Source organism: Desulfosarcina sp. BuS5, from assembly GCF_028752835.1.
Taxonomy (GTDB): Bacteria; Desulfobacterota; Desulfobacteria; order Desulfobacterales; family BuS5; genus BuS5.
The window spans coordinates 2616355-2636187 of sequence record NZ_CP087952.1 but is presented as its reverse complement, the minus strand read 5'-3'; the positions used below and the strand labels follow the sequence as shown (position 1 = coordinate 2636187).

At 40.6% G+C, this 19833-nt stretch carries 21 protein-coding genes and 2 pseudogenes; 16 read left to right on the top strand and 7 right to left on the bottom strand.

Annotated features, from left to right (window positions below; all coding sequences use genetic code 11):
• Positions 1-35 precede the first annotated feature (35 nt).
• Both rsmA and BuS5_RS12950 read right to left on the bottom strand, forming a co-directional pair.
• Positions 36-899 carry a 16S rRNA (adenine(1518)-N(6)/adenine(1519)-N(6))-dimethyltransferase RsmA gene (gene rsmA, locus BuS5_RS12955; protein ID WP_027353898.1) on the bottom strand — a complete coding sequence of 288 codons (864 nt, stop codon included), beginning with the start codon at positions 897-899 and terminating at the stop codon, positions 36-38.
• Positions 900-941: 42 nt separating this feature from the next.
• Complete coding sequence (locus BuS5_RS12950; RefSeq protein WP_051374765.1) at positions 942-1403, bottom strand: DUF2062 domain-containing protein; 462 nt, start codon at positions 1401-1403, stop codon at positions 942-944.
• A gap of 354 nt (positions 1404-1757) precedes the next feature.
• Between BuS5_RS12950 and BuS5_RS12945 the strand changes: the two are divergent.
• A pseudogene (locus BuS5_RS12945) lies at positions 1758-2012 on the top strand (IS607 family transposase); the annotation flags it as partial.
• A gap of 451 nt (positions 2013-2463) precedes the next feature.
• Here the strand turns inward: BuS5_RS12945 and BuS5_RS12935 are convergent.
• Positions 2464-2769 (bottom strand): hypothetical protein, encoded by a 306-nt coding sequence (locus tag BuS5_RS12935; protein WP_274427721.1) that lies wholly within the window; start codon positions 2767-2769, stop codon positions 2464-2466.
• A gap of 405 nt (positions 2770-3174) precedes the next feature.
• Between BuS5_RS12935 and BuS5_RS12930 the strand changes: the two genes are divergently transcribed.
• The 8 genes and pseudogenes from BuS5_RS12930 (at position 3175) to BuS5_RS12895 (ending at position 11042) form a co-directional block, all read left to right on the top strand.
• Positions 3175-4545 (top strand): hypothetical protein, encoded by a 1371-nt coding sequence (locus BuS5_RS12930; RefSeq protein ID WP_274427705.1) that lies wholly within the window; start codon positions 3175-3177, stop codon positions 4543-4545.
• 154 nt (positions 4546-4699) lie between these two features.
• Positions 4700-4897: pseudogene (locus BuS5_RS12925) on the top strand (IS607 family transposase); the annotation flags it as partial.
• The gene (locus BuS5_RS12920) at positions 4897-5484 is read left to right on the top strand and encodes an RNA-guided endonuclease InsQ/TnpB family protein (RefSeq protein ID WP_274427720.1); all 588 of its coding nucleotides are present in this window, start codon (positions 4897-4899) and stop codon (positions 5482-5484) included. The pseudogene BuS5_RS12925 and the gene BuS5_RS12920, both read left to right, overlap by 1 nt.
• Positions 5485-5527: 43 nt before the next feature.
• Positions 5528-6016, top strand: a complete 489-nt coding sequence (locus tag BuS5_RS12915; protein WP_274427719.1) for an RNA-guided endonuclease InsQ/TnpB family protein — start codon at positions 5528-5530, stop codon at positions 6014-6016.
• Positions 6017-6110: 94 nt separating this feature from the next.
• Positions 6111-7826 (top strand): bifunctional sulfate adenylyltransferase/adenylylsulfate kinase, encoded by a 1716-nt coding sequence (locus BuS5_RS12910; RefSeq protein ID WP_027354669.1) that lies wholly within the window; start codon positions 6111-6113, stop codon positions 7824-7826.
• A 20-nt stretch (positions 7827-7846) separates the two neighbouring features.
• Positions 7847-9211 carry a Trk system potassium transporter TrkA gene (gene trkA / locus BuS5_RS12905; protein ID WP_027354668.1) on the top strand — a complete coding sequence of 455 codons (1365 nt, stop codon included), beginning with the start codon at positions 7847-7849 and terminating at the stop codon, positions 9209-9211.
• The gene (locus tag BuS5_RS12900; protein ID WP_027354667.1) at positions 9211-10659 is read left to right on the top strand and encodes a TrkH family potassium uptake protein; all 1449 of its coding nucleotides are present in this window, start codon (positions 9211-9213) and stop codon (positions 10657-10659) included. The genes trkA and BuS5_RS12900 overlap by 1 nt, the downstream gene beginning before the upstream one ends.
• Before the next feature lie 161 nt (positions 10660-10820).
• Positions 10821-11042 carry a hypothetical protein gene (locus BuS5_RS12895; RefSeq protein WP_027354666.1) on the top strand — a complete coding sequence of 74 codons (222 nt, stop codon included), beginning with the start codon at positions 10821-10823 and terminating at the stop codon, positions 11040-11042.
• A gap of 137 nt (positions 11043-11179) precedes the next feature.
• Here BuS5_RS12895 and gltA read toward each other — a convergent pair whose 3' ends face one another.
• Together gltA and BuS5_RS12885 are read right to left on the bottom strand one after the other, a co-directional pair.
• On the bottom strand, positions 11180-12580 hold the full coding sequence (gltA, locus tag BuS5_RS12890) for an NADPH-dependent glutamate synthase (protein ID WP_027354665.1): 1401 nt from the start codon (positions 12578-12580) through the stop codon (positions 11180-11182).
• Between the two features lie 113 nt (positions 12581-12693).
• Positions 12694-13521: a sulfide/dihydroorotate dehydrogenase-like FAD/NAD-binding protein gene (locus BuS5_RS12885; RefSeq protein ID WP_027354664.1), complete on the bottom strand. Its 828-nt coding sequence runs from the start codon at positions 13519-13521 to the stop codon at positions 12694-12696.
• Between the two features lie 1017 nt (positions 13522-14538).
• Between BuS5_RS12885 and BuS5_RS12880 the strand changes: the two genes are divergently transcribed.
• From BuS5_RS12880 to BuS5_RS12860, 6 genes are all read left to right on the top strand, one after another.
• A complete protein-coding gene (locus BuS5_RS12880) occupies positions 14539-14832 on the top strand; it encodes a hypothetical protein (RefSeq protein ID WP_027354663.1) in 294 nt (97 codons plus the stop codon).
• Positions 14822-15019, top strand: coding sequence for a hypothetical protein (locus tag BuS5_RS12875; protein WP_027354662.1), 198 nt, complete (start codon positions 14822-14824; stop codon positions 15017-15019). Before BuS5_RS12880 ends, BuS5_RS12875 begins: the two co-directional genes overlap by 11 nt.
• Before the next feature lie 156 nt (positions 15020-15175).
• Positions 15176-15451, top strand: a complete 276-nt coding sequence (locus tag BuS5_RS12870) for a hypothetical protein (protein WP_198012296.1) — start codon at positions 15176-15178, stop codon at positions 15449-15451.
• Positions 15452-15592: 141 nt separating this feature from the next.
• Positions 15593-15811, top strand: coding sequence for a TA system antitoxin ParD family protein (locus BuS5_RS12865; RefSeq protein WP_027354661.1), 219 nt, complete (start codon positions 15593-15595; stop codon positions 15809-15811).
• Positions 15812-15817: 6 nt separating this feature from the next.
• Positions 15818-15973 (top strand): type II toxin-antitoxin system RelE/ParE family toxin, encoded by a 156-nt coding sequence (locus BuS5_RS20525; RefSeq protein WP_369707426.1) that lies wholly within the window; start codon positions 15818-15820, stop codon positions 15971-15973.
• Entirely contained in the window at positions 15909-16211 is a 303-nt protein-coding gene (locus BuS5_RS12860; protein WP_232223104.1) for a type II toxin-antitoxin system RelE/ParE family toxin, read from the top strand. The genes BuS5_RS20525 and BuS5_RS12860 overlap by 65 nt, the downstream gene beginning before the upstream one ends.
• 130 nt (positions 16212-16341) lie before the next feature.
• Here the strand turns inward: BuS5_RS12860 and BuS5_RS12855 are convergent, their stop codons facing one another.
• Together BuS5_RS12855 and BuS5_RS12850 are read right to left on the bottom strand one after the other, a co-directional pair.
• Positions 16342-18120: an ABC-F family ATP-binding cassette domain-containing protein gene (locus tag BuS5_RS12855; protein ID WP_232223103.1), complete on the bottom strand. Its 1779-nt coding sequence runs from the start codon at positions 18118-18120 to the stop codon at positions 16342-16344.
• Between the two features lie 186 nt (positions 18121-18306).
• Positions 18307-18888, bottom strand: coding sequence for an HD domain-containing protein (locus BuS5_RS12850; protein ID WP_051375051.1), 582 nt, complete (start codon positions 18886-18888; stop codon positions 18307-18309).
• A 593-nt stretch (positions 18889-19481) separates the two neighbouring features.
• On the opposite strand from BuS5_RS12850, the gene BuS5_RS20520 reads away from it, so the two are divergent.
• Entirely contained in the window at positions 19482-19727 is a 246-nt protein-coding gene (locus tag BuS5_RS20520; protein WP_084446198.1) for a type II toxin-antitoxin system PemK/MazF family toxin, read from the top strand.
• Positions 19728-19833: the final 106 nt, after the last annotated feature.

Genomic DNA, 19833 nt, shown 5'->3' with positions numbered 1-19833 from the left:
TATAACTTCAAAAGTACTTTTTTTAAAAAATAAACCTATCTGTGTTTATCTGTGTGCAACTGTGTCCAATACTGATTGCCGAGCTTAACAAATTCCGGTGCCGTCAAACTTTCCGCTCTCCTGACAGGGTCAATGCCTGCCTGGTTAAGCAGGCTGAACGATTTTTTCGCATCAATATTGAGTATGTTTCCTGATAGAGAATTTTTTAAGGTTTTTCTTCTCTTGGAAAATGCCGCTTTGATGACCCTGAAAAAGAGCTGTTCATCATATGCTTTATACTGAGGCTCAGTTTTAAAAGTCAGTTCAATCACTTCTGAATCGACTTTTGGTTTTGGGAAAAAAAGGGGAGCCTTTACCGTTGCAATCTTCTTTATATCAGCGCAATACTGCACCATAACAGAGAGTCTGCTGTAATCTTTGCAATTCGGGCCGGCATAAATCCGTTTTGCCATCTCCTTCTGGAACATCAGTACTGCACGGCTGATAATATCCCTGTTTTCTATAAGCCGGACAAGCAGCATGGAAGATATATTGTACGGAAGATTTCCTATTACTATGATTTTTTCCGTCCCGCCCTCCACAAGCTTTCTAAGGTCCAGCCGCAGTATGTCGCTGTTAATCAAGACGGTGTTGGATACATTATATACAAGAAGCTCTGTTTTCAACAGATCGATCAATCTCTGATCCTTTTCTACGGCATAGACTTTTTTTGAAGCACGCGCGGCAGGAACGGTAAGAGCTCCCAGGCCTGCCCCTACCTCAAGCAGGGTATCCATGGAATCAATTCCTGATCGGGCAATTATCATTTCCGCTGTTGAAGGATCGGACAGAAAATTTTGTCCCATTTTTTTTTGGGGCCGAAGGTTCCATGCTGATAAGAGTGTTCCTGGTGATGTCATGTTATAATTATAGAAACTGTGAATTTGTTTTTGAACGAGCCCTTATGTCAGCAATTTTTTTTTTAATTTTTTTTTTAATTGTATTGTAAAGAATATTTTTCTGGTAATAAAATAAGCGGCAATACTGAAAGGGATGCCTAAAATGATACCGCCGGCCATCATAGCTATGGTTGCATCCCACCCGAGCCCTAACAGATCTTTGATAGATCCATATTTTGTATCAAATGGTTTGGAATTATTGAATAACATTGTGCCTACTTTATAAGTTCCAAGATAAAAGAAAGGGATGGTGAAAGGATTGCTGAACCAGACCCCGATCGCCGCGGCTATTTTGTTTCCCCGGAGCAAAATGGCTATAGTAACGGCAATGAGAGTATGAAAAGGTAAGGTTGGGGTGAAGCTGACAAATATTCCTATACCCATACCAAGGCCGATATGGTGCGGATCCCCTTCGAGCCTTTTGCATTTTTTTATGAATTTTTTTATTCGGTTTTTTGCAGTCATGGATGATATATTTTTATTGACCGGTCTTTTAAAATTTTATTATTTATCTTATATAGATTTTTAGATAAAAACTATCTACCATGAGTTAGGGGAGCTTTCAATCTTTTCGTTGGTGGGTAACCTCTTCATGCTGAGGATCGCAAATTAAATAACTTAAACAATATTATTTGTCTTTTGGTTCATAATCTTTGTCCAATTTATTTAATCTCCGATCCTTAGCGGATAAGTTTATTTAATATATAAAAATCATAAATCTGTCAAGAATGAAGACCTGACCCCATTCTGGTTTCCCCGCTCAAAGGAGCGATAAATAGTTATTGATATTTTATTCATTCTTATTTATAATTATCTATTATAAGTAAAATATATAGAATAAACGAATTTGCAAAAAGAATAGGAAAATCAGCCTCAACATTAAGACGTTGGGACACAGAGGGTAGGTTGATAGCCAAGAGGACACTTACAGGTCAAAGATATTATGATGAATCAGATGTAAGGAAAATTTTAGGTATTAAAGATATTGATCGAAAAACTATTGTGTATTGTCGTGTGTCCTCTTCTAACCAAAAAGATGACCTCAAATCTCAAATAACAGCAATGGAACAATTTTGGTAACCGTTCACAGTTAACGGTTGAAAAATACAGCAGGTTTCGGTGGATTCGCTTCGCTTAATCCACCCTACAAACTTACGTTGCTTTTGAACCGTAGGGTGGATTAAGGAGCGTAAGCGACGAATCCACCAAAGTAGCTGTCCCGCCTTACGTTGATGGCCTGAGATTCAATTTATAAACAGGAAATTATGCCGCTTGTAACCGTGAACGGTTATCAATTTTGTTTGAACTGCGGAATCGCTGTTGATGAATGAATTCAAGAAATTGGCGGCGGGATGAATTTTAAAAGGAAAAAATTTTTTTTTAATGTCGCGGATAGCTACCGGGGAGGTTGAAATATTAATCGTAGCTCATAAAGACAGATTATGCCGATTTGGATTGGGGTGTCCAAAAACTCAGTTTTGTGGCTACTTTTTTTGCTCAACTTTTGGCCCTATCATGAGTGCGATTAATATCTTGGCACATTGTTGGGGTCATGAAATGCAGCATTAAAATTATCTTCCCCAACCAAATCCCGGCATTCTTTGCACTCCTGCCATATCCCTGAATGGCTGTTATTGTAATGAAAATGGCAGAGACCCTCGTGCTCGTGATGATATTGGCAATAATCTCCACCTTTTATAGATGCAAAAGAAGTGTCACAGCAAATCCATTGGTCACAACATTTTGTTTTTATTAAAGGAACAGAATCGTTTCCACAAAAGCTACAATGTTTGCCAGGGATTATTTTTGCTTGCAATCTATCATATGTCATTCAGGCACCTTCAATATTTTCAGTAAAATTTGCGTAGACCATAACAAAATGCCGTCAATAATTCAAAATTGCTGATTGAAAAAAATTATTATTCCCTATATATTCAAATATTTTAACCAAAAAGATGGTTATTGCTATGAGTAAAGTTTCAAAATTAAAAAAAGTAGAACTGCCTGGAAAGACAAAGCAGTTGATCGTACTCGTATAATTAAGTATCAGAAAGCTGAGCTGAAACGTACTAAAAATGAACGAAATAAATACAAGTCTGAACTCCGGAAAAATAGACAAGAATTAGAACAAGAACGTAAAAAGAACACATTGTCGGTTAATAGTAAGGAGGAATTGATTTTTATTTCTTTACGCCTATTTTTGGTCGGACACGTTGGATTCAGAGCAATATCAAGAATGTTTGGCATTTTACAAGCATACCTTGGGATAACCAAAATACCGTGCCCTCAAACGATCATTAACTGGGTCACCAGATATTCACTATCAAAAATCTGGAACTATAAAGGGCTTTCTTCTGTTTCTTTTGATATGGATAAGATTGTAAATGGTGCTATTTGGATGATAGATACCTCAATAGCATTGGGAGCTGGTAAAATTCTTGCTATTTTGGAGCTTAGAACTGATCATTTTAAAAATCATGAAGGTGCTCCAACTCTTGAAAACATCAATTGTGTAGCAATTTCAGTGGCGAAATCATGGACTGGAGAATCCATTGCAAATTTTTTACAAAAGGTGATTCTCATCACCGGAAAACCTGCTGCATATTTGAAAGACGGAGGAATGGACCTCATGAAAGGTGTCAGACTCCTAAATGAAAGAGGATTTTCAAGTTTCTCCATTGATGATATTTCTCATGTTGTTGCCAATCTATTAAAAAAAGAATATACAAAACATCCTTCGTATGACTGTTTTATCTCTGCTTGCGGACAAGCCTCAAAAAAATTTAAGCAAACAGTACTTGCATTTTTTGCACCCCCAAAGGTTTCGACAAAAGCTCGATTCATGAATATTCATCGAATGGTGAAATGGGCTGAAATGGTTCTTAAGCACTCACCACGGGGGCGAGTTTCAAAGGACTCTGTAGTTTCAAAACTTAGGAATTATCTTGGTAAACTTCCTGAATATAAACAGTTTATCAAGCGATTTCTTCGTGATGCATCTCCTCTTTTAAAAAGCCAGGAAATTCTTAAAGCTCAAGGCTTGAATATGAAAACCTACAAAGAGTGCAAAGAACTTTTAAAAAATATCCCTCAAAGCTCTCAAGTACGTATCGGTTTTATTACCTGGATGGAAAAACAATTAATAGTCGCTGAATCATTGGGCATGGGCAATACTGGAATGCCTATTTGTTCTGATAATATTGAATCCCTGTTTGGACTTGGTAAAACACATGGTACAGGAGAAGTAAAAGATGCAAACCGAATTGCACTTCGTTTACCGGCTTTTTGCGGATCTGTGAATAGAGAATCCGTTCGGATGGCAATGGGCGTTACAGTAAAGGAACAACAGGAAGTTGAAAATAAGTTGTTGTCTTTAACTCGGCAGCGCCGAAAAATTTTACCAACCCCCGGAAGCCTTACAGATAGTTTGTCAACTGAGTTTGACTGTGGTTTAACTCTTCTACCGGTGCCAAAAAATGATGAAAAATCAAAAGATGTAACTGATATTACAGCAAATTTTGAACAATTAGGTGGGCCCGTAAATAAGTTTACAAAACAACCTTATGCGCCCAATAATGCTGAATATAATAACCGTGCCGCAGCTTAATAAGCATTTGTTTGACCACATTCAAATATAAATAATGGGTATTATCAACATGTTAATGCTTTGTTTATAAATGGAGCAAATTGACATACATAACTTATATTCTGAAGGGGGGGCCAAATCCTGAGCAAGCTAATTATGGGGATTTAGACACCCCAGATTTGGATTTGATTTTTTTGAACATATGGCAAATGAAAATAGATGCAAAATAAAGGTGGTAAATCAAGAATCTTTGTCCCCTCATCAGGAAATGGTCGAAGATTTAATGGCAATTATTCATACTTTTAGTTGCAGGTTATACGGCTTACGCAAGTATAAAAAAAACATAAAAAAAATAATCCAGGAAATTGAATAGTGAACATTCAATTGGCCCATAAAATCGAACCTAAACCCAATGACGCGCAGAAAGGCTATTTTGCAAAAGCGTGCGGCATATCAAGGTTTACGTGGAATTGGGGACTGGCTGAATGGAAACGGCAATACGAAGACGGATTGAAGCCAGCCGGATTGGAGCTGAAAAAACAGTTCAACGCTATTAAAAAAGAACTATATCCTTGGGTTTTTGAAGTGCTAAGAGATGCCAACAGTCAGCCGTTCAGTAATTTACAAACGGCATTTAACCAGTTTTTCAAAAACAGTTCAAAATATCCTCAATTTAAAAAGAAAAGCGTAAATGATAGTTTTTATATTGCCAATGATAAATTCAAGGTTGAGAAAAAGAAAATTTACATTTCAAAATTAGGTTGGGTGAGAATGCGGGAATGCTTAAATATTTCCGGTAAAATTTTATCAGCTACAATCTCACGCATTGCTGATAAGTGGTTCGTTTCTATCTCGCTGAAAATGAAAATCACACCAGGTGTTTGCGAAAACCAAGAAGCAGTTGGTGTTGATTTGGGCGTAAAGAAACTGGCCACTATCAGCAATGGTGAAGTTCTTTGAAGGGCCGAAGCCGCATAATGCCCTACTGAATAGATTAAGACGGTTGAACAAATCATTATCCAGAAAGGTCAAAGGGTCTAATAACTGGAAAAAAGCAAAGCTAAAGTTGTCACGATTACATATGAAGATTGGTAATATCCGTAAAGATGCCCTTCACAAACTAACTAATCATCTGGTTTGTGAATACGACATTATCGGGATTGAAGATCTAAACGTGAACGGGATGTCTAAAAATCATAAATTAGCCGGATCAATTCTGGATATGGGATTTTATGAGTTTAAACGTCAACTTGAATATAAAGCTTTGATTGCCGGGGTCAAAATTGTTCAAGCTGACAGATTTTATCCGTCTTCAAAACTTTGCAGTAGATGTAACCATAAAAAAATAGATTTAAATCTGTCGGACAGAGTGTATTGTTGCAGCAACTGCGGTTCAATCATAGACCGTGACCTAAATGCAGCGATCAATTTAAAAAATTTTGCCGTGGGTTTTACGGTTAAAGCCTGTGGAGATGCAGTAAGACCTAAGTAGTCGGTTCGGGCAGCGTCCGTGAAGCAGAAATTTCTCATCGTTTATGCCAAAAAGGTAAGAATGAGTAAGAAGAAAGGAACAGTATTTACTCAATATGCAATATCTACCTGATTTAGAAGCGCACGGCGGCGGGCTGGCACACCTTGTTGTGGATAAAGAACGGTGCCTGCTGTTGCAGGATATCGCACTGAACCTGCCTGACATAACTTTAAACCATCGCCAGCTTTGCGACTTGGAGCTTCTCGCAACAGGCGCTTTTTCACCCCTTGAAGGTTTTATGACCCGGTCTGACTATGAATCTGTTTTAGACCGGATGCGGCTGCAGAGCAATGTTCTATGGCCTATTCCAATCTGTCTGGATATTTCAGCTCTACAGGCTGATGCCATGGAGGCGGGGCAGTCGGTTGCGCTCAGGGATACGGAGGGCTTCCTGCTGGCGGTGATGCATCTGGAGGATATATGGCCCCTTGATCGTGAAAAGGAGGCGCTGCAATCCTTTGGCACACTTGACGGAAATCATACCGGCGCGGCCTATATTTTGAACAAGGCCGGAGAGTTTTACATTGGCGGAAAGCTTGAGGTTCTGAGTCTTCCCATTCATCCGGATTTCAAGCAGCTTAGACTGGCCCCGCATGAGGTGCGGGGGTTATATAAAAAATTAGGTTGGCAAAGAGTTGTCGGATTCCATACCAGGCAGCCGATTCACAGGCCTCAGTTTGAAATGACAATACGTGCCATGAGAGAGGCAAAAGCGAATCTGCTCTTTTTACCTGCCGCCGGTATAACAAAAACAGGTGATTTTGATCACTACACCAGGGTAAGATGTTACCGGGAGGTGGAGCGTCACTATCCGCCGGATTCTTTTATATTAAGTCTGCTTCCGCTGGCAATGAGAATGGCCGGGCCTAAAGAGGCTATTCTGCATGCAATTATTTCAAAAAATTACGGTTGTACTCATTTTATAGTTGGGCATGGACATGCCAGCCCGGGCCTAAATAGCAAGGGGGAATCCTTTTACGATGATGACGCAGCCCGCAAGCTTGCCGTAGATTACAGCACGGAGATCGGTATAGAGGTGATCCCTTTTGAGGAGATGGTATATCTGCCTTTTGAAGATGAATACCAGCCGGTGAATGAGGTGACCGCCGGCACCCAGAGAATATCTCTTACGGGTTCCGATATCCAGGAACGTATCCGCAAGGGGAAAAAGATACCGGAATGGGCCAGTTTCCCGGAAGTTGTCCGGGAATTGCAGAAGGCCTATCCCTCACCGATAAAACAGGGCTTTACGGTTTTTTTAACCGGTCTTTCAGGATCAGGCAAATCTACCATTGCCAAAATTATTTATTCCCGTTTTCTGGAGATTGGAGAACGGCCGGTTACCCTGCTGGACGGTGATATAGTAAGGCATAATCTGTCGAGCGAACTCAGTTTCTCCAAAGAGCACAGGGATATCAATGTTCGCAGGATCGGATTTGTGGCGGGTGAGATTACAAAAAACCGCGGTATAGCCATTTGTGCGCCTATAGCTCCCTATGAGGCGACAAGGGCGGAAATAAGATTAAATATTGAAGCATATGGCGGCTTTGTTGAGGTTCATGTTTCCACGCCAATAGAGGAGTGTGAAAAAAGGGACAGAAAGGGGATGTATGCCAAAGCAAGGGCCGGGCTTATAAAGGGCTTTACGGGTGTGGATGATCCATATGAGATTCCAAAATCACCGGAATTAAGAATCAACACAACAGATCTTACACCCGACGAATCTGCCCAAGAGATACTCCTGTTTCTCGGTCAGAAGGGGTTTGTGTAAAAAAAAGGAGTCTTTTTCGTTTGAAAATAATTATTGTAGGCGCCGGAGAGGTCGGTTTTCATATAGCCAGTCATCTTGCTCTTGAAAACAAAGATGTTGTTGTGATCGATTCAGATCCGGAAGCTATCCGGCATGTCTCTGATAACATTGACGTTCAAACCGTGCATGGTTCAGGCAGCAGTCCTGTAATTCTTGAAGAGGCAGGCATTAAAGAAGCCGAAATAGTTCTTGCCGTGACCAACAGTGACGAAACAAATCTGGTGGCATGCCTGGTTTCCGATATTATTTCTCCCACAACAAAAAAACTGGCCAGACTGAGAAATGCCGACTTCGATAATTTTCATGATACATTCAATAAGCATGCGCCGCACATAGATACTCTAATCAACCCGGAGATAGAGGTTGTAAAAACAATAGACAGGCTTATGAATCTGCCCGGCGCAGTCGATATAGGTGAATTTGCCGACGGCCGTGTTAAATTTGTCGGCATTCATGTGGAAGACGGTACACAGGTCGCGAATTTTAAATTATCTGAAATTTTTTCAAGGACAGGGATATATATTCCCCTTATTGCTGCTATTATAAGGAATGATGAACTTATAATACCTACTGGAAACGACAAACTTCGTGCCGGAGACACTGTATATTTTATAAGTGAGGATATAAAACTTTCGGAAGCCCTTGCCGCCTTCGGGAAGCATACTGAACCGGTAAAACGCGTCTTAATAGTTGGGGGCGGACGTATTGGTTTCAGGCTGGCCAGGCATTTGGAAAAGCAGCCGGTTTATATTAAAATTATCGAAAAAGATCAGGATCGCTGTTGCATGCTGGCAGACAGACTCAACAAAACAGTAGTGCTCCATGGCGACGGTTCCGACCAGGAACTGCTGCGCGAAGAGAATGTTCAGGATATTGATATTGTTATAACCCTTACAAATGATGAAGAGACTAATATACTGACCTCTTTGTTAGCCAGAAAAATGGGAATCAGCAAGACAATAACAAAAATAAGTAAATTCAGTTATTTTCCGTTAATGTCGATGATAGGCCTGGAACAGATTGTTAATCCGAGGCTTTCAGCAATCAATTCTATTCTGCAACATATTCGAAGAGGTAAAGTGCTCTCTGCAATATCGATTAAAGGTGATGAGGCCGAAGTCCTGGAAGCAGTCGCTATGGAGACTTCCGATATAGTAGATAAACCTTTGAAAGACATCTCCTTTCCAAAAGGCGCCTTGATTACAGGCATAATTCACGGGAATGATATAATCATTCCCTCCGGCAGCAGTCTGATTGAACCGGGAGACAGGGTCATAATTTTTGCCAGAAAAGAGGCAATTCCCAGGATAGAAAAAATTCTGGCTGTTAAACTGGAGTTTTTTTGATGCGCTGGCGCTTTATTGCCAAAACAATCGGCATATTAATTATTTATTTGGGGCTGTTGATGTTGTTTCCTCTCATATGCGGCCTTTTTTACAAGGACAACAGCTTGATCCCAATCGCTAAATCGATCGGGATAACAGTTTGTGCCGGATCGGCGCTTTTTTTATTTTTCAGGAATACGCGCGTTGAATCCATATCTCATCGTGAAGGTATAGCAATTGTTGCCATAGGGTGGACGGCTGTAGGTCTTTTCGGAGCCCTTCCGTTTTATTTGAGTTGCGGGTTCGATTCATGGGTTGACGCTTTTTTTGAATCTGTTTCAGGATTTACAACAACCGGATCCTCAATATTGACAAACATTGAGGGGATTTCTAAAGGTCTCCTTTTCTGGAGAAGCTTTATTCAATGGCTGGGAGGGATGGGTATTATAGTCCTTTCTATTGCAATCCTACCATTTCTCGGCGTTGGAGGCATGCAGCTATACAAGGCGGAAGTACCCAGTCCTGTCCCCGACAAGCTGAGGCCTCGTATACGCGATACGGCAATGGTTCTATGGAAGGTATATGGTATTATTTCCCTTGCAGGGGTTATTCTGCTTATGATGGGAAAAATGGATCTTTACAATGCATTATGCCACACTTTTACCACAATGCCCACAGGCGGGTTTTCCACAAAAAATTTATCCATCGCACATTATGACAGCATATATTTTGACACCATAATAGTTATATTCATGCTCCTGGCCGGGATTAATTTTTCCCTTCATTACCAGATGATTAAAGGGAAGCCCCTTGCATACTGGCGTGATTCTGAATGCCGCTTTTTCATTGGCGTGGTAATTTTTCTTATTATTATAATTAGTTTTAATTTATATGGCTCAGTATATAAGCAAATAGGAGAAGCAATCAGATTTGGGGCTTTTCAGGTGGTTTCAATAGTTACCACCACCGGATATGCGACTGCGGATTATGAAAAATGGCCGGCCATGTCACAAGTTATCATTCTGCTCTGTATGTTTCTTGGAGCATCAGCGGGCTCTACCGGCGGCGGTATGAAATGTCTGAGGATCATGCTATGTCTGAAGTACTGCTACAAAGAAATCTTCTCCTTGATACACCCCCATGCGGTCAAGCACATTAAAATAGGAGGTAAGGCCGTCTCTGAAGATGTTGTAAAGAGTGTCCTCGGGTTTCTTGCCCTTTATATAGGTCTTTTCGGCCTATGCTCAGTGCTCCTTGCAGGTACGGGGGTCGATTTGATAACATCCATTACGGCTGTGGCATCAGCAATAGGAAACATAGGCCCCGGTTTTGGACTTGTGGGGCCTGTGGACAACTATTCACAAATACCATATTTGGGAAAATGGCTGCTTATATGGTGCATGCTTTTAGGCCGGCTGGAAATTTTCACCGTTATTATACTTCTTGTTCCCGAATTCTGGCGTAAATAGAAAATGATATCATTATAATCTTTTCTGCCGCTGTAATTATAGCCGATCCTGATCTATTCAGTTACTACCTGTTTTGATCTGCTTGGCACGATTTGTGCTTTATTAATGGTTTCTTAATGATTTCAGTTAAAAAAAAGTGCATTGTTTTGCAAAGGAGCAGGATGAAACTGTCGGAAAAAGAGAGACAGGAAAAGTGGAGAAAAAAGCAGAAAGCTCTCGGTAAAAAGTCATATACGATCATGCTGGGCCGAAAAGCCCAATCTATTTTAGAGAATGAGAAAAAACGGACCGGGAATAGCCTTTCCACAATAATTGAAAAGGCTATTTTGTATCTTGAAAAATCGATTTCCGGCAACAAACAGAATGTTACCGAAAATCGATGATTACCCGGATAAAATTGCCGAATAGATTTTCAGAATTTTAAAATTTGGTATAAGGTCGGAAGGAGAAAGGCGTATTGTAATACTCCAACGACCGATACCGCAGTAAAATTATTTAGGTGGAAATCTCTATTCTTCCTCTACCAGCCCCATGTCAGATAATCATGTATCGAATCGGCGGCCAGTCTGCCTGCGCCCATTGCCAGAATTACGGTTGCTGAACCTGTTACTATATCACCACCGGCCCAGACACCTTTTTTGCTGGTTTTTCCGGTTGCTTCATCCGCAAGGATATAATCCCAACGGTTTAAAGCAAGACCTTCTGTAGTTTGTGTAAGCAGCGGGTTGGGGCCTGCGCCTACAGCAACAATCGCCAGATCACAATCCAGCTCAAATTCAGAGCCTTCTATGGGGACCGGCCGACGTCGTCCTGAATCATCAGGTTCTCCCAACTCCATCTTCAGGCCCACCATGTTGGTAACACGGCCTTGCTCGTTGCCTTTGAATTCCACAGGACTGGTGAGAAAAAAGAATTCAACCCCTTCCTCTTCCGCATGGTGTACCTCAGCGCCTCTGGCAGGCACTTCATCCCTTGAGCGTCGATATACAATTCTGGATTTCTTCGCACCCAGGCGTAATGCTGTTCTGGCCGAATCCATAGCCACATTTCCGGCTCCGAGTGTTATCACGTTTTTACCCCTGATTATCGGAGTATCGTATTCCGGGAAAAGATATGCTTTCATAAGATTTGATCTTGTCAGATATTCATTTGCCGAAAAAATACCGACAAGGTTTTCACCCGGAACATTTAAAAATCTAGGTAAACCGGCGCCTACACCTAGATATACCGCATCATATCCTTCTTCAAAAAGTTCGTCTATACTTACGGTACGCCCCACCACGGCATTACAGTCAACTGTTACACCGAGTTTTTCCAAAGATGCTACTTCTGAAAAAACAATATCCTTGGGAAGCCTGAATTCGGGAATTCCGTATACAAGCACACCGCCGGGCTTATGAAAAGCTTCGAAAACAGTAACCTGATGGCCCTTAAGTATAAGATCCCCCGCAACAGTCAGGCCGGACGGGCCGGAACCGACAACCGCCACCTTTTTGCCGGTAGGCGCTGCCTTTGGCGGAAGCTCTCCACTTCCACTGATCCTTTCTTTATCAGCAACAAATCTTTCAAGATTTCCAATGGCAACCGGATCACCCTTTTTGCCGACGATACATTTTCCCTCACACTGTAATTCCTGGGGGCAGACCCTGCCGCAGACTGCGGGCAGGGCGTTCTTTTCCCATATTTTCCTGATGGATTCGACAAATTTTTCTTCTGCTACCAATTTGATAAAACCCGGGATATCGACTCCAACCGGACACCCCTCAACACAGGCCGGCTTTTTACATTGCATACACCTTTGCGCTTCCTTGATAGCCGCCTCAGGTGTTAATCCCAGCGGAACTTCCACGAAATTTTTTGCTCTTATATCCGGCGCCTGTTCAGGCATTATCTGCCTAGGTATTTTTTCTTTTTTGGCCATATTATCCCCCCGCAAAAACCAGCTTTTTTACATATCATTCATATATCATTAATTAGATATGGAGAAAAACCGGATTATACATAATAAAATTTTGATATTAACTATCTATATTTTTATAACCGCAAACCACTCTCCTCAAGGCTTCTCTTTTCATCCTCCTGGTATGCCAGTAAACGAAGCATCAGTTCGTCATAATCGACCTCGTGGCCATCAAATTCCGGGCCGTCGACACAAGCAAATTTTGTCTGGCCGCCAACCGATACACGGCAACAGCCGCACATTCCGGTTCCGTCAACCATAATCGGATTTAGGCTTACCATTGTTTTGACGTTGTACTCTTTAGTCATTTTGGATACAAATTTCATCATAGGCACAGGGCCTATTGCAACTACAAGCTTGATATCACCCTTTTCCAGAATTTCCTTTAAAACATCTGTTACAAAACCATGATGCCCGTACGAACCGTCATCTGTACATATTCTTAAATCATGGGAAGCGTTTTTCATCTTATCTTCCATTATCAGGATGTCCTTGCTTCTGGCACCTATAATACAGGTAACATCATTCCCTGCCTCCTTGAGCGCTCGGGTAATCGGATGCAGGACGGCAATGCCTGTCCCACCGCCTACGCAAACTACCTTACCAAACTTTTCAATATGTGTCGGAGCGCCGAGGGGTCCTATAATATCCTGGTAAGCATCCCCCACCTTCAATTCCCTGAAAAGAGCTGTAGATTTACCAACAACCATATAGATTATAGTTATTGTGCCTTTTTCCGGGTCAGTGTCAGCCATTGTCAATGGAATACGTTCACCAGTTTCATTTGCCTTCAGTATAACAAACTGACCGGGCTTAGCTTTGCGCGCTATCAAAGGAGCATTAATTTCATTCCGTATGACCGTGCCTCCCGTCATTTCTTCCCGTTCCACAATTTTAAACATATCAACCTCCAAGGTAAACAATAATACAACAACAATTAATTAGCGCCCGAAGGAAAAGCAGATAATTTTTTTCAAGTTCAAGGACGGCTACCAAATTTTAAATCAGGTTTAACCGGATGAATACATAAAGTATTTTGAAAATTAACTCTTAAGCTGGACGCAAAAATTAGGAAAAGTAACAGTTTTAGGGAACTGGAAGGAAATAATCTACGCATATCGTGCAGATTTTTTGTTCGTCTTCAAGGCGTGGTAACAGTTGCATAGTGAACTATACAACTGTTACCGCAACGTAGAAGACGGACAAAAGGGCAAGCAGGATGCGTAGATTATTTTCTGTAAGTTCCCTTCGTTCAGACACTATAAAAAACAGCGCAACCCGACACATATTTCAAAAACGATAATAAGCGTCTTTGCGCAAATCAGGTATAAAAGTGAACAAAAAATCAAGATCAATTTTTATTTTAATATTTAATTTTATCATACTACCCGGAAAAGGTCAATTTTAATTCGATTTCTTCATTATAAGGAATCATAGGGAGATGCCACTGTGTCTGTTCGATTACAAATTGACCACGAAATATTGGGCAACCACGTGGGGTTGCCCCTGGGAATATCAAAATTTTTTTATATTTTTTTGGGTGTTTTATGGTTGGGAAAGTTATTTCGTCCCCATTTCTTAAGGGATATGATCAGGTGAAAAAGAGATACTGTTTTTTTTGCTTGACAGGGTATCCGGCAGTGATTAATATTAATTACAAAATATTTTTAATCTTCTTTTTAATCCGTTTTTTGTTAGTTAAAAATACGGTTTCATTTCCTCATTGATACTCTTTTTGGGTAACTTTTCAATTAATTGTTCCAAACATAAAATGCATTACAATGTTAAACATGAGTTTTAAATAAAAAAATGATTTTAGATAGGGGGCTAAAGTCTAATACATTAGGGTTATGATGCGTGAAAGGGATTCATATAACAGCTTTTACTAATTTAGCATATCCAAAAAAAGGAGGTACATTATGAAAGCAGGGGTTTTTTTTACAGGCACAGGTCCGATTCTTGTTTTAACATCCTTTGATTCTTTATCAGACCCAAATCTTGTGGATAGGTTTGTCTTGAAAGGGATTAAAAAATTTATTGTCTATGAACTACCCATTGAGATGGTTAAGGAAAAATATGGTAAACAATATGATGTGGTTATGGGTGACTTAAAACAGAACGATGATTTGCGGGTTCTCGATTATGACGGCCACCATGTTTTTTATAACTTTTCACTTAAAGATTTTGGTGAAGGGATAAAATGTGAAGTTTAATGGTTTTATTGGCAAGGCTTATGAATTCCTTTCACAACAAACAGATTTATTAGATCTTTACCCGTTTGATCTGAGAATTCATCTCTCAGATTTCCAAGCTACTTGTACGCTGAAAAGTTTTTCGGAGGCAAGAGCGCTTTTTATCACTCCTAAACTGACTGCAGGCACCTCCCTGGTGGCAAAGTGAACTATAAAGTTCATGGCATATTTCAAATAAAATCTTCCTATATCGTCGTTTGTCATCTGTCAGAAGGGTTATCTCTTCCGTATTTTAACCTGTTTTGTTTGATGCCTAATGATCATTTACATTCCGTAACCTTACAATATTAATCGGAATTCCAATATGAAAAAAATATTAATTTTCTTTGCAGCAGGTTGCTTGGGTGCATTGGTAAATAGCATTGCAGTTTGGCTCTTTGGAGACTTGGGTATTACTTCGTCATTTGGTGTCTCAATTTCCTCATCTTTAACTCCTGGTTGGCTTTATCCTCGTATTGTGTGGGGTGGTCTTTGGGGGCTTCTTTTTCTTTCTTTGGCCTGGACTTCCCGAAAATTTATCCACCGGGTGTACCGTTGGTGCGCCTCCCCAATGGCCGGATTTAATACATCCTTTGTTTAAGTAAGGTGTCTCCGGATTACCACCCGGCGTTCGCCTTCATAAAACCCGCCAAGAATCATATTGCAATTATTTGTTGCGTACTGCAACTTTTTTATGGTACCGTTACTTAAAGTTTGATTTAGACCAAAGGAGGTAATAATAATGACAACCGCAGTTAGAATTACCGACGATTTGGTGCGGGACGCAAAAATATTTTCTAAAATTGATAAGAGATCGTTAACTGGTCAGATTGAGCATTGGGCGAGGATTGGTAAGTGTGCTGAAGAAAATTCCGATTTAACCTATAGCCTGATTAAAGATATCCTTATCGGTATTGCAGAGCTGGAACAGGGTGAATCATCAGAGTACAAATTTGGGTAATCGCCAATGAAAATTATTCAGTCCCGATCATTTGAACGAAAAGTTAGAAAATTTATCGAGCAAGAAAAAAAATTGCTGAACAAACAAGTGATAAAGATTGCCGAAAATCCATCTATTGGCGTTGAAAAAAAAGGTGATACTCCGTGGAGTATTTGTTCATAAGTTCAAGATAAAAACCATCCAGTATTTGCTCTCTTATCGTTATATAGGGGATGATCTCGAATTAATAATGATTGGACCTTATGAAAATTACTATCGGGACTTAAAAGAATTACCTAAAAGCAAGATAAAAGGGCGAACAAGGCAAATTCAGCCGACGCAAAAAGCCGCGCGGCTGATTGCAAATGGTTCCAGGCGGCTACGCCTCCTGGAATCATTTGCAATCAATGCTGTAAGTTGACCCGATTCCAATGCTGACTCCATTCCCAATTTAACACTTGCTTTGTTGGAACTATTTCTGTTTACGCCCCATCATGTTTGATCGTCATAAAATTTAATCTCCTAAAAAATAGTTAGTGGATTAGAAGGTACTAAGATTCCATACCGTTACTCCTTGACTCTAATTCTTCCCAACGTTGATATAGATGCTCAAATTTCTTTTGTGCTTTTTGATGTTCGGTATATATTTTCGCCAATCGATCGGCATCACACATGATGTCAGGATCATGAAGCTGCTGTTTTAAGTTATCCGCAATTACTTCTGCCTTTTCTATCTGTCTTTCAATCCGGTTTAGCTCCTTACGCTCTTCGTAGGCCAGCTTATGGGGCTTATTATCAGGGGGGCTTTTTGATGTTTCCCCGGCGTTAGGTTTGGCGGACAGCCTGATCTTCCTGTATTGAAGCCATTGGTCATAATCCGCAAAATATTCCGCACTGCCATTCCCGTCCAAGTAAAGCAAAAGATCACAAATACGCTCCATGAGGAACCGATCATGCGTAATGAGGACTATGGCGCCGGGGAATTCCTCCAGACTATCTTCGAGTACCTCAAGCGTGGGGATATCCAAATCGTTGGTGGGCTCGTCTAACAGGAGAATATCCGCCGGTTGCAACATCAAGTTCGCTATAAAAACCCGGGCCTTTTCTCCACCGGAGAGCCCGGCAACCGGCATGTCCAATTGCTCTGTTTTAAAGAGGAATCGCTTTGCCCAAACGGTCACGTGAAAAGGACGCCCCTGATATATGACCGTGTCTCCTTCCGGGGACAGGACTTGCCGCAAGGTCCGGCTCCCGTCCTTTAGCTCCCTTTTTTGATCAAAAGTCACGATCTTTAAACCATCCGCCGTTTTAACAGAACCGGCTTCGGGAGCCAGCTTACCATTAAGAATATGAATGAGACTACTTTTCCCCGTTCCATTACGTCCCATTACCCCGATGCCCCTGCCTGGTGTGAGTTGCAAGCTTAAATTGTCAAAAAGGAGTTTTCCACCCAGGCTTTTTCTCAGTTTTTTTGCATCCAATAGTTTCTTAGTTTTTCGGTGGGTGCTCTCAAAGGCGATATCAACGCTCCTGTTATGGGCGTTACGCCCCTTAATCGTCTCAAGATTTTCCTCCAGCCGGTAAGCCTTGTCGATTCGATATCGCGCCTTTGATGTTCTCGCCTTGGGACCGCGACGGAGCCATTCTATCTCACGGTGGACTTTGTTGGAAAGGACGGTTTCCTGTTTTGCCTGTTCCTGGATATACTTCTCCCGTTTTTCAGCAAATTCGTTGTAATTTCCCTCCACTTTGATGAATCCCCCAGGATACCGCCGATTCAGTTCAACAATACGGTTTGTCGTATTTTCCAGAAAGAACCGATCGTGGCTCACCAGTACAAAAGCAAAGGCGGCATCTTTTAAAATTTTCTCCAACCACAAAATACCCTCCAGATCCAGATGATTGGTAGGCTCATCCATGAGGAGTAAATCCGGTTTTTGAAAAAGGGCTTGACCAATGGCCAGCCTTTTGCGCAAACCGCCGGAGAGTGTTTTTACCTTTTGATTAGTGTTATCAATTTCAATGAGGCTAATGATTTTCTGGCGTCGCTTACTGACTTGCCATGCCTCAAGCTCTTTGGGAATGGCGTGGAACAGGGTTTCCTCTATGGTTTTATCCGAGTCTAGAACGTCCTCCTGCGGGAGGTAAATCATGTTTGTGTTTCTTTTTCGCGAAATCTCTCCTGAATCGGCAGGCTCCATATTCGCAAGTATTTTCAATAACGTGGATTTCCCGGCGCCATTGGGACCTATCAATCCCAGGCGCTCATTCTCTAAAACCTTTAGAGAAATATCGGTAAACAAGGGCTGTGCCCCATAGGATTTGCTCATAAAATGGGTGCTTATAAGTACGTTTGAAGGCATATATTTATTTTTTACCGTCCTGTTGCATTCTATTAGCCGTCACCACTCTAAAAAAAATAGACCGCTCCTTGCTTTCTCCCTGAAGATGAAAAGCAGTAAAGATCCAGGTACGTAGTGTCCGGCTTTTTGTTCACGTTCCTTACCTGAAAAAAACTATTGGCAGCAGTCAAAACCAGGGCTTGAAAATCGCTGCCCTGTTATTTGCCGGGTTAACGCTTTAAAAATTGAAAGTATGGTAGGATTATTTATATTCATTTTTGCGTTATTAATAAATTCCTCCAAATCAATTTCCGGATATTGTTTTTGGTATTCAAAAGCCTGTATAGCCATTTCCAGTTTATCAATATTTTTTAACAACCTGGCCTCTGGACTATTTCTGCTTTCATATTCTTCCCAAAGATCGACTATACTTGAGTTGTTATCAGGAAAAATATCGTTAAATTTTTTTATTGCGATTTTTTCTTTTTCGTACTTTTCAGTAACAGGAATACCGCAATGAGGTGTTATGTCTCCGGTTATTATTTCTGGTAAATCGTGCAATAAACTCATTTTTAATAATTTCTCTACATTGAGTTCAAGCATTGTTCCTAAAATTAAAGCAATAAAAGATGTGCGAAAAGAATGATCCGCAACAGATTCCGGACATGGAATATTTTTCATTGCCCATCCGGTTCTTTTAATCCGTTTTAATTTGCCGGCTTCAATAAATAATTTTAAAAGTTTATTATTATCCATATAATTACAATGTGTTTCCTTTCCAGATATTTTACAGTGCTGTGCATAGTGATGCAAGTCAAATATCTTCAGCTTTTTAAATTGATCAGGGGTTACTATAGATTGTGATACTAATGCTTAAAACCATTCAAAATCATTTGAGTGAAACTTAAGAATGACTTCTTTACCAGGATAAAGATCAAGGTTGCTTATTTGATCAGGTGTAAGTACAGCAATTCTAATCATGGCTACCTATGAGCATTTTCTTACCATAAAAACAGGCAAAACTGGCAAAAACAATGTTAAAAAATAGGGCATCTTTCATTAATGCCCAAAAGTAGTTAACACTTTTTTTTAATGTCAGAATCAGTATTTTACCGCAGAGTTCGCTGAGAACGCTGAGATATTACATTAAAAATCAAGTAGTTTTCTCTGCGTTTTTTGCGTTCTCGGCGGTAAAATTTAATTTTTTATACAAAATAAATGTAAACTGAGAATGAAGGATGCTAAAAATAGCGAATATTCCCATGAAAAATCATAAAAAATTCCATAATTAGAATTGCTGTTGTCCTAAAACACCTGTTGACCGATAGGCCTGTAGTGGCTATACTTTTCTGGTTGTAAGCAAAGACTTGTTCAACAGTAGCGCTGGCCTGGCCATTCTGTGTCCCCTAACGAACACAGAACGCGGGTTTTCCTTCCACGTGCCTATTCCGGAAAACAGCAACCTGACAGGAGTCATCATGGTTGAGCAGGTCAAGTCGGTCGATTTCCGTACTCGTCGAGCGAAGCGCATCGAACGTGCCCCAGATGAATTGCTGTCAAATGTGCTATCGATATTAGATGCTTGTATCTACTAAGGCGGGATTTGCCCGTAACCCAACTCTATGAGATATGAAAAATACAAAAAAACAAAAGACAATAAGATTGGGGTGTCTAAATCCCCATAATTAGCTTGCTCAGGAT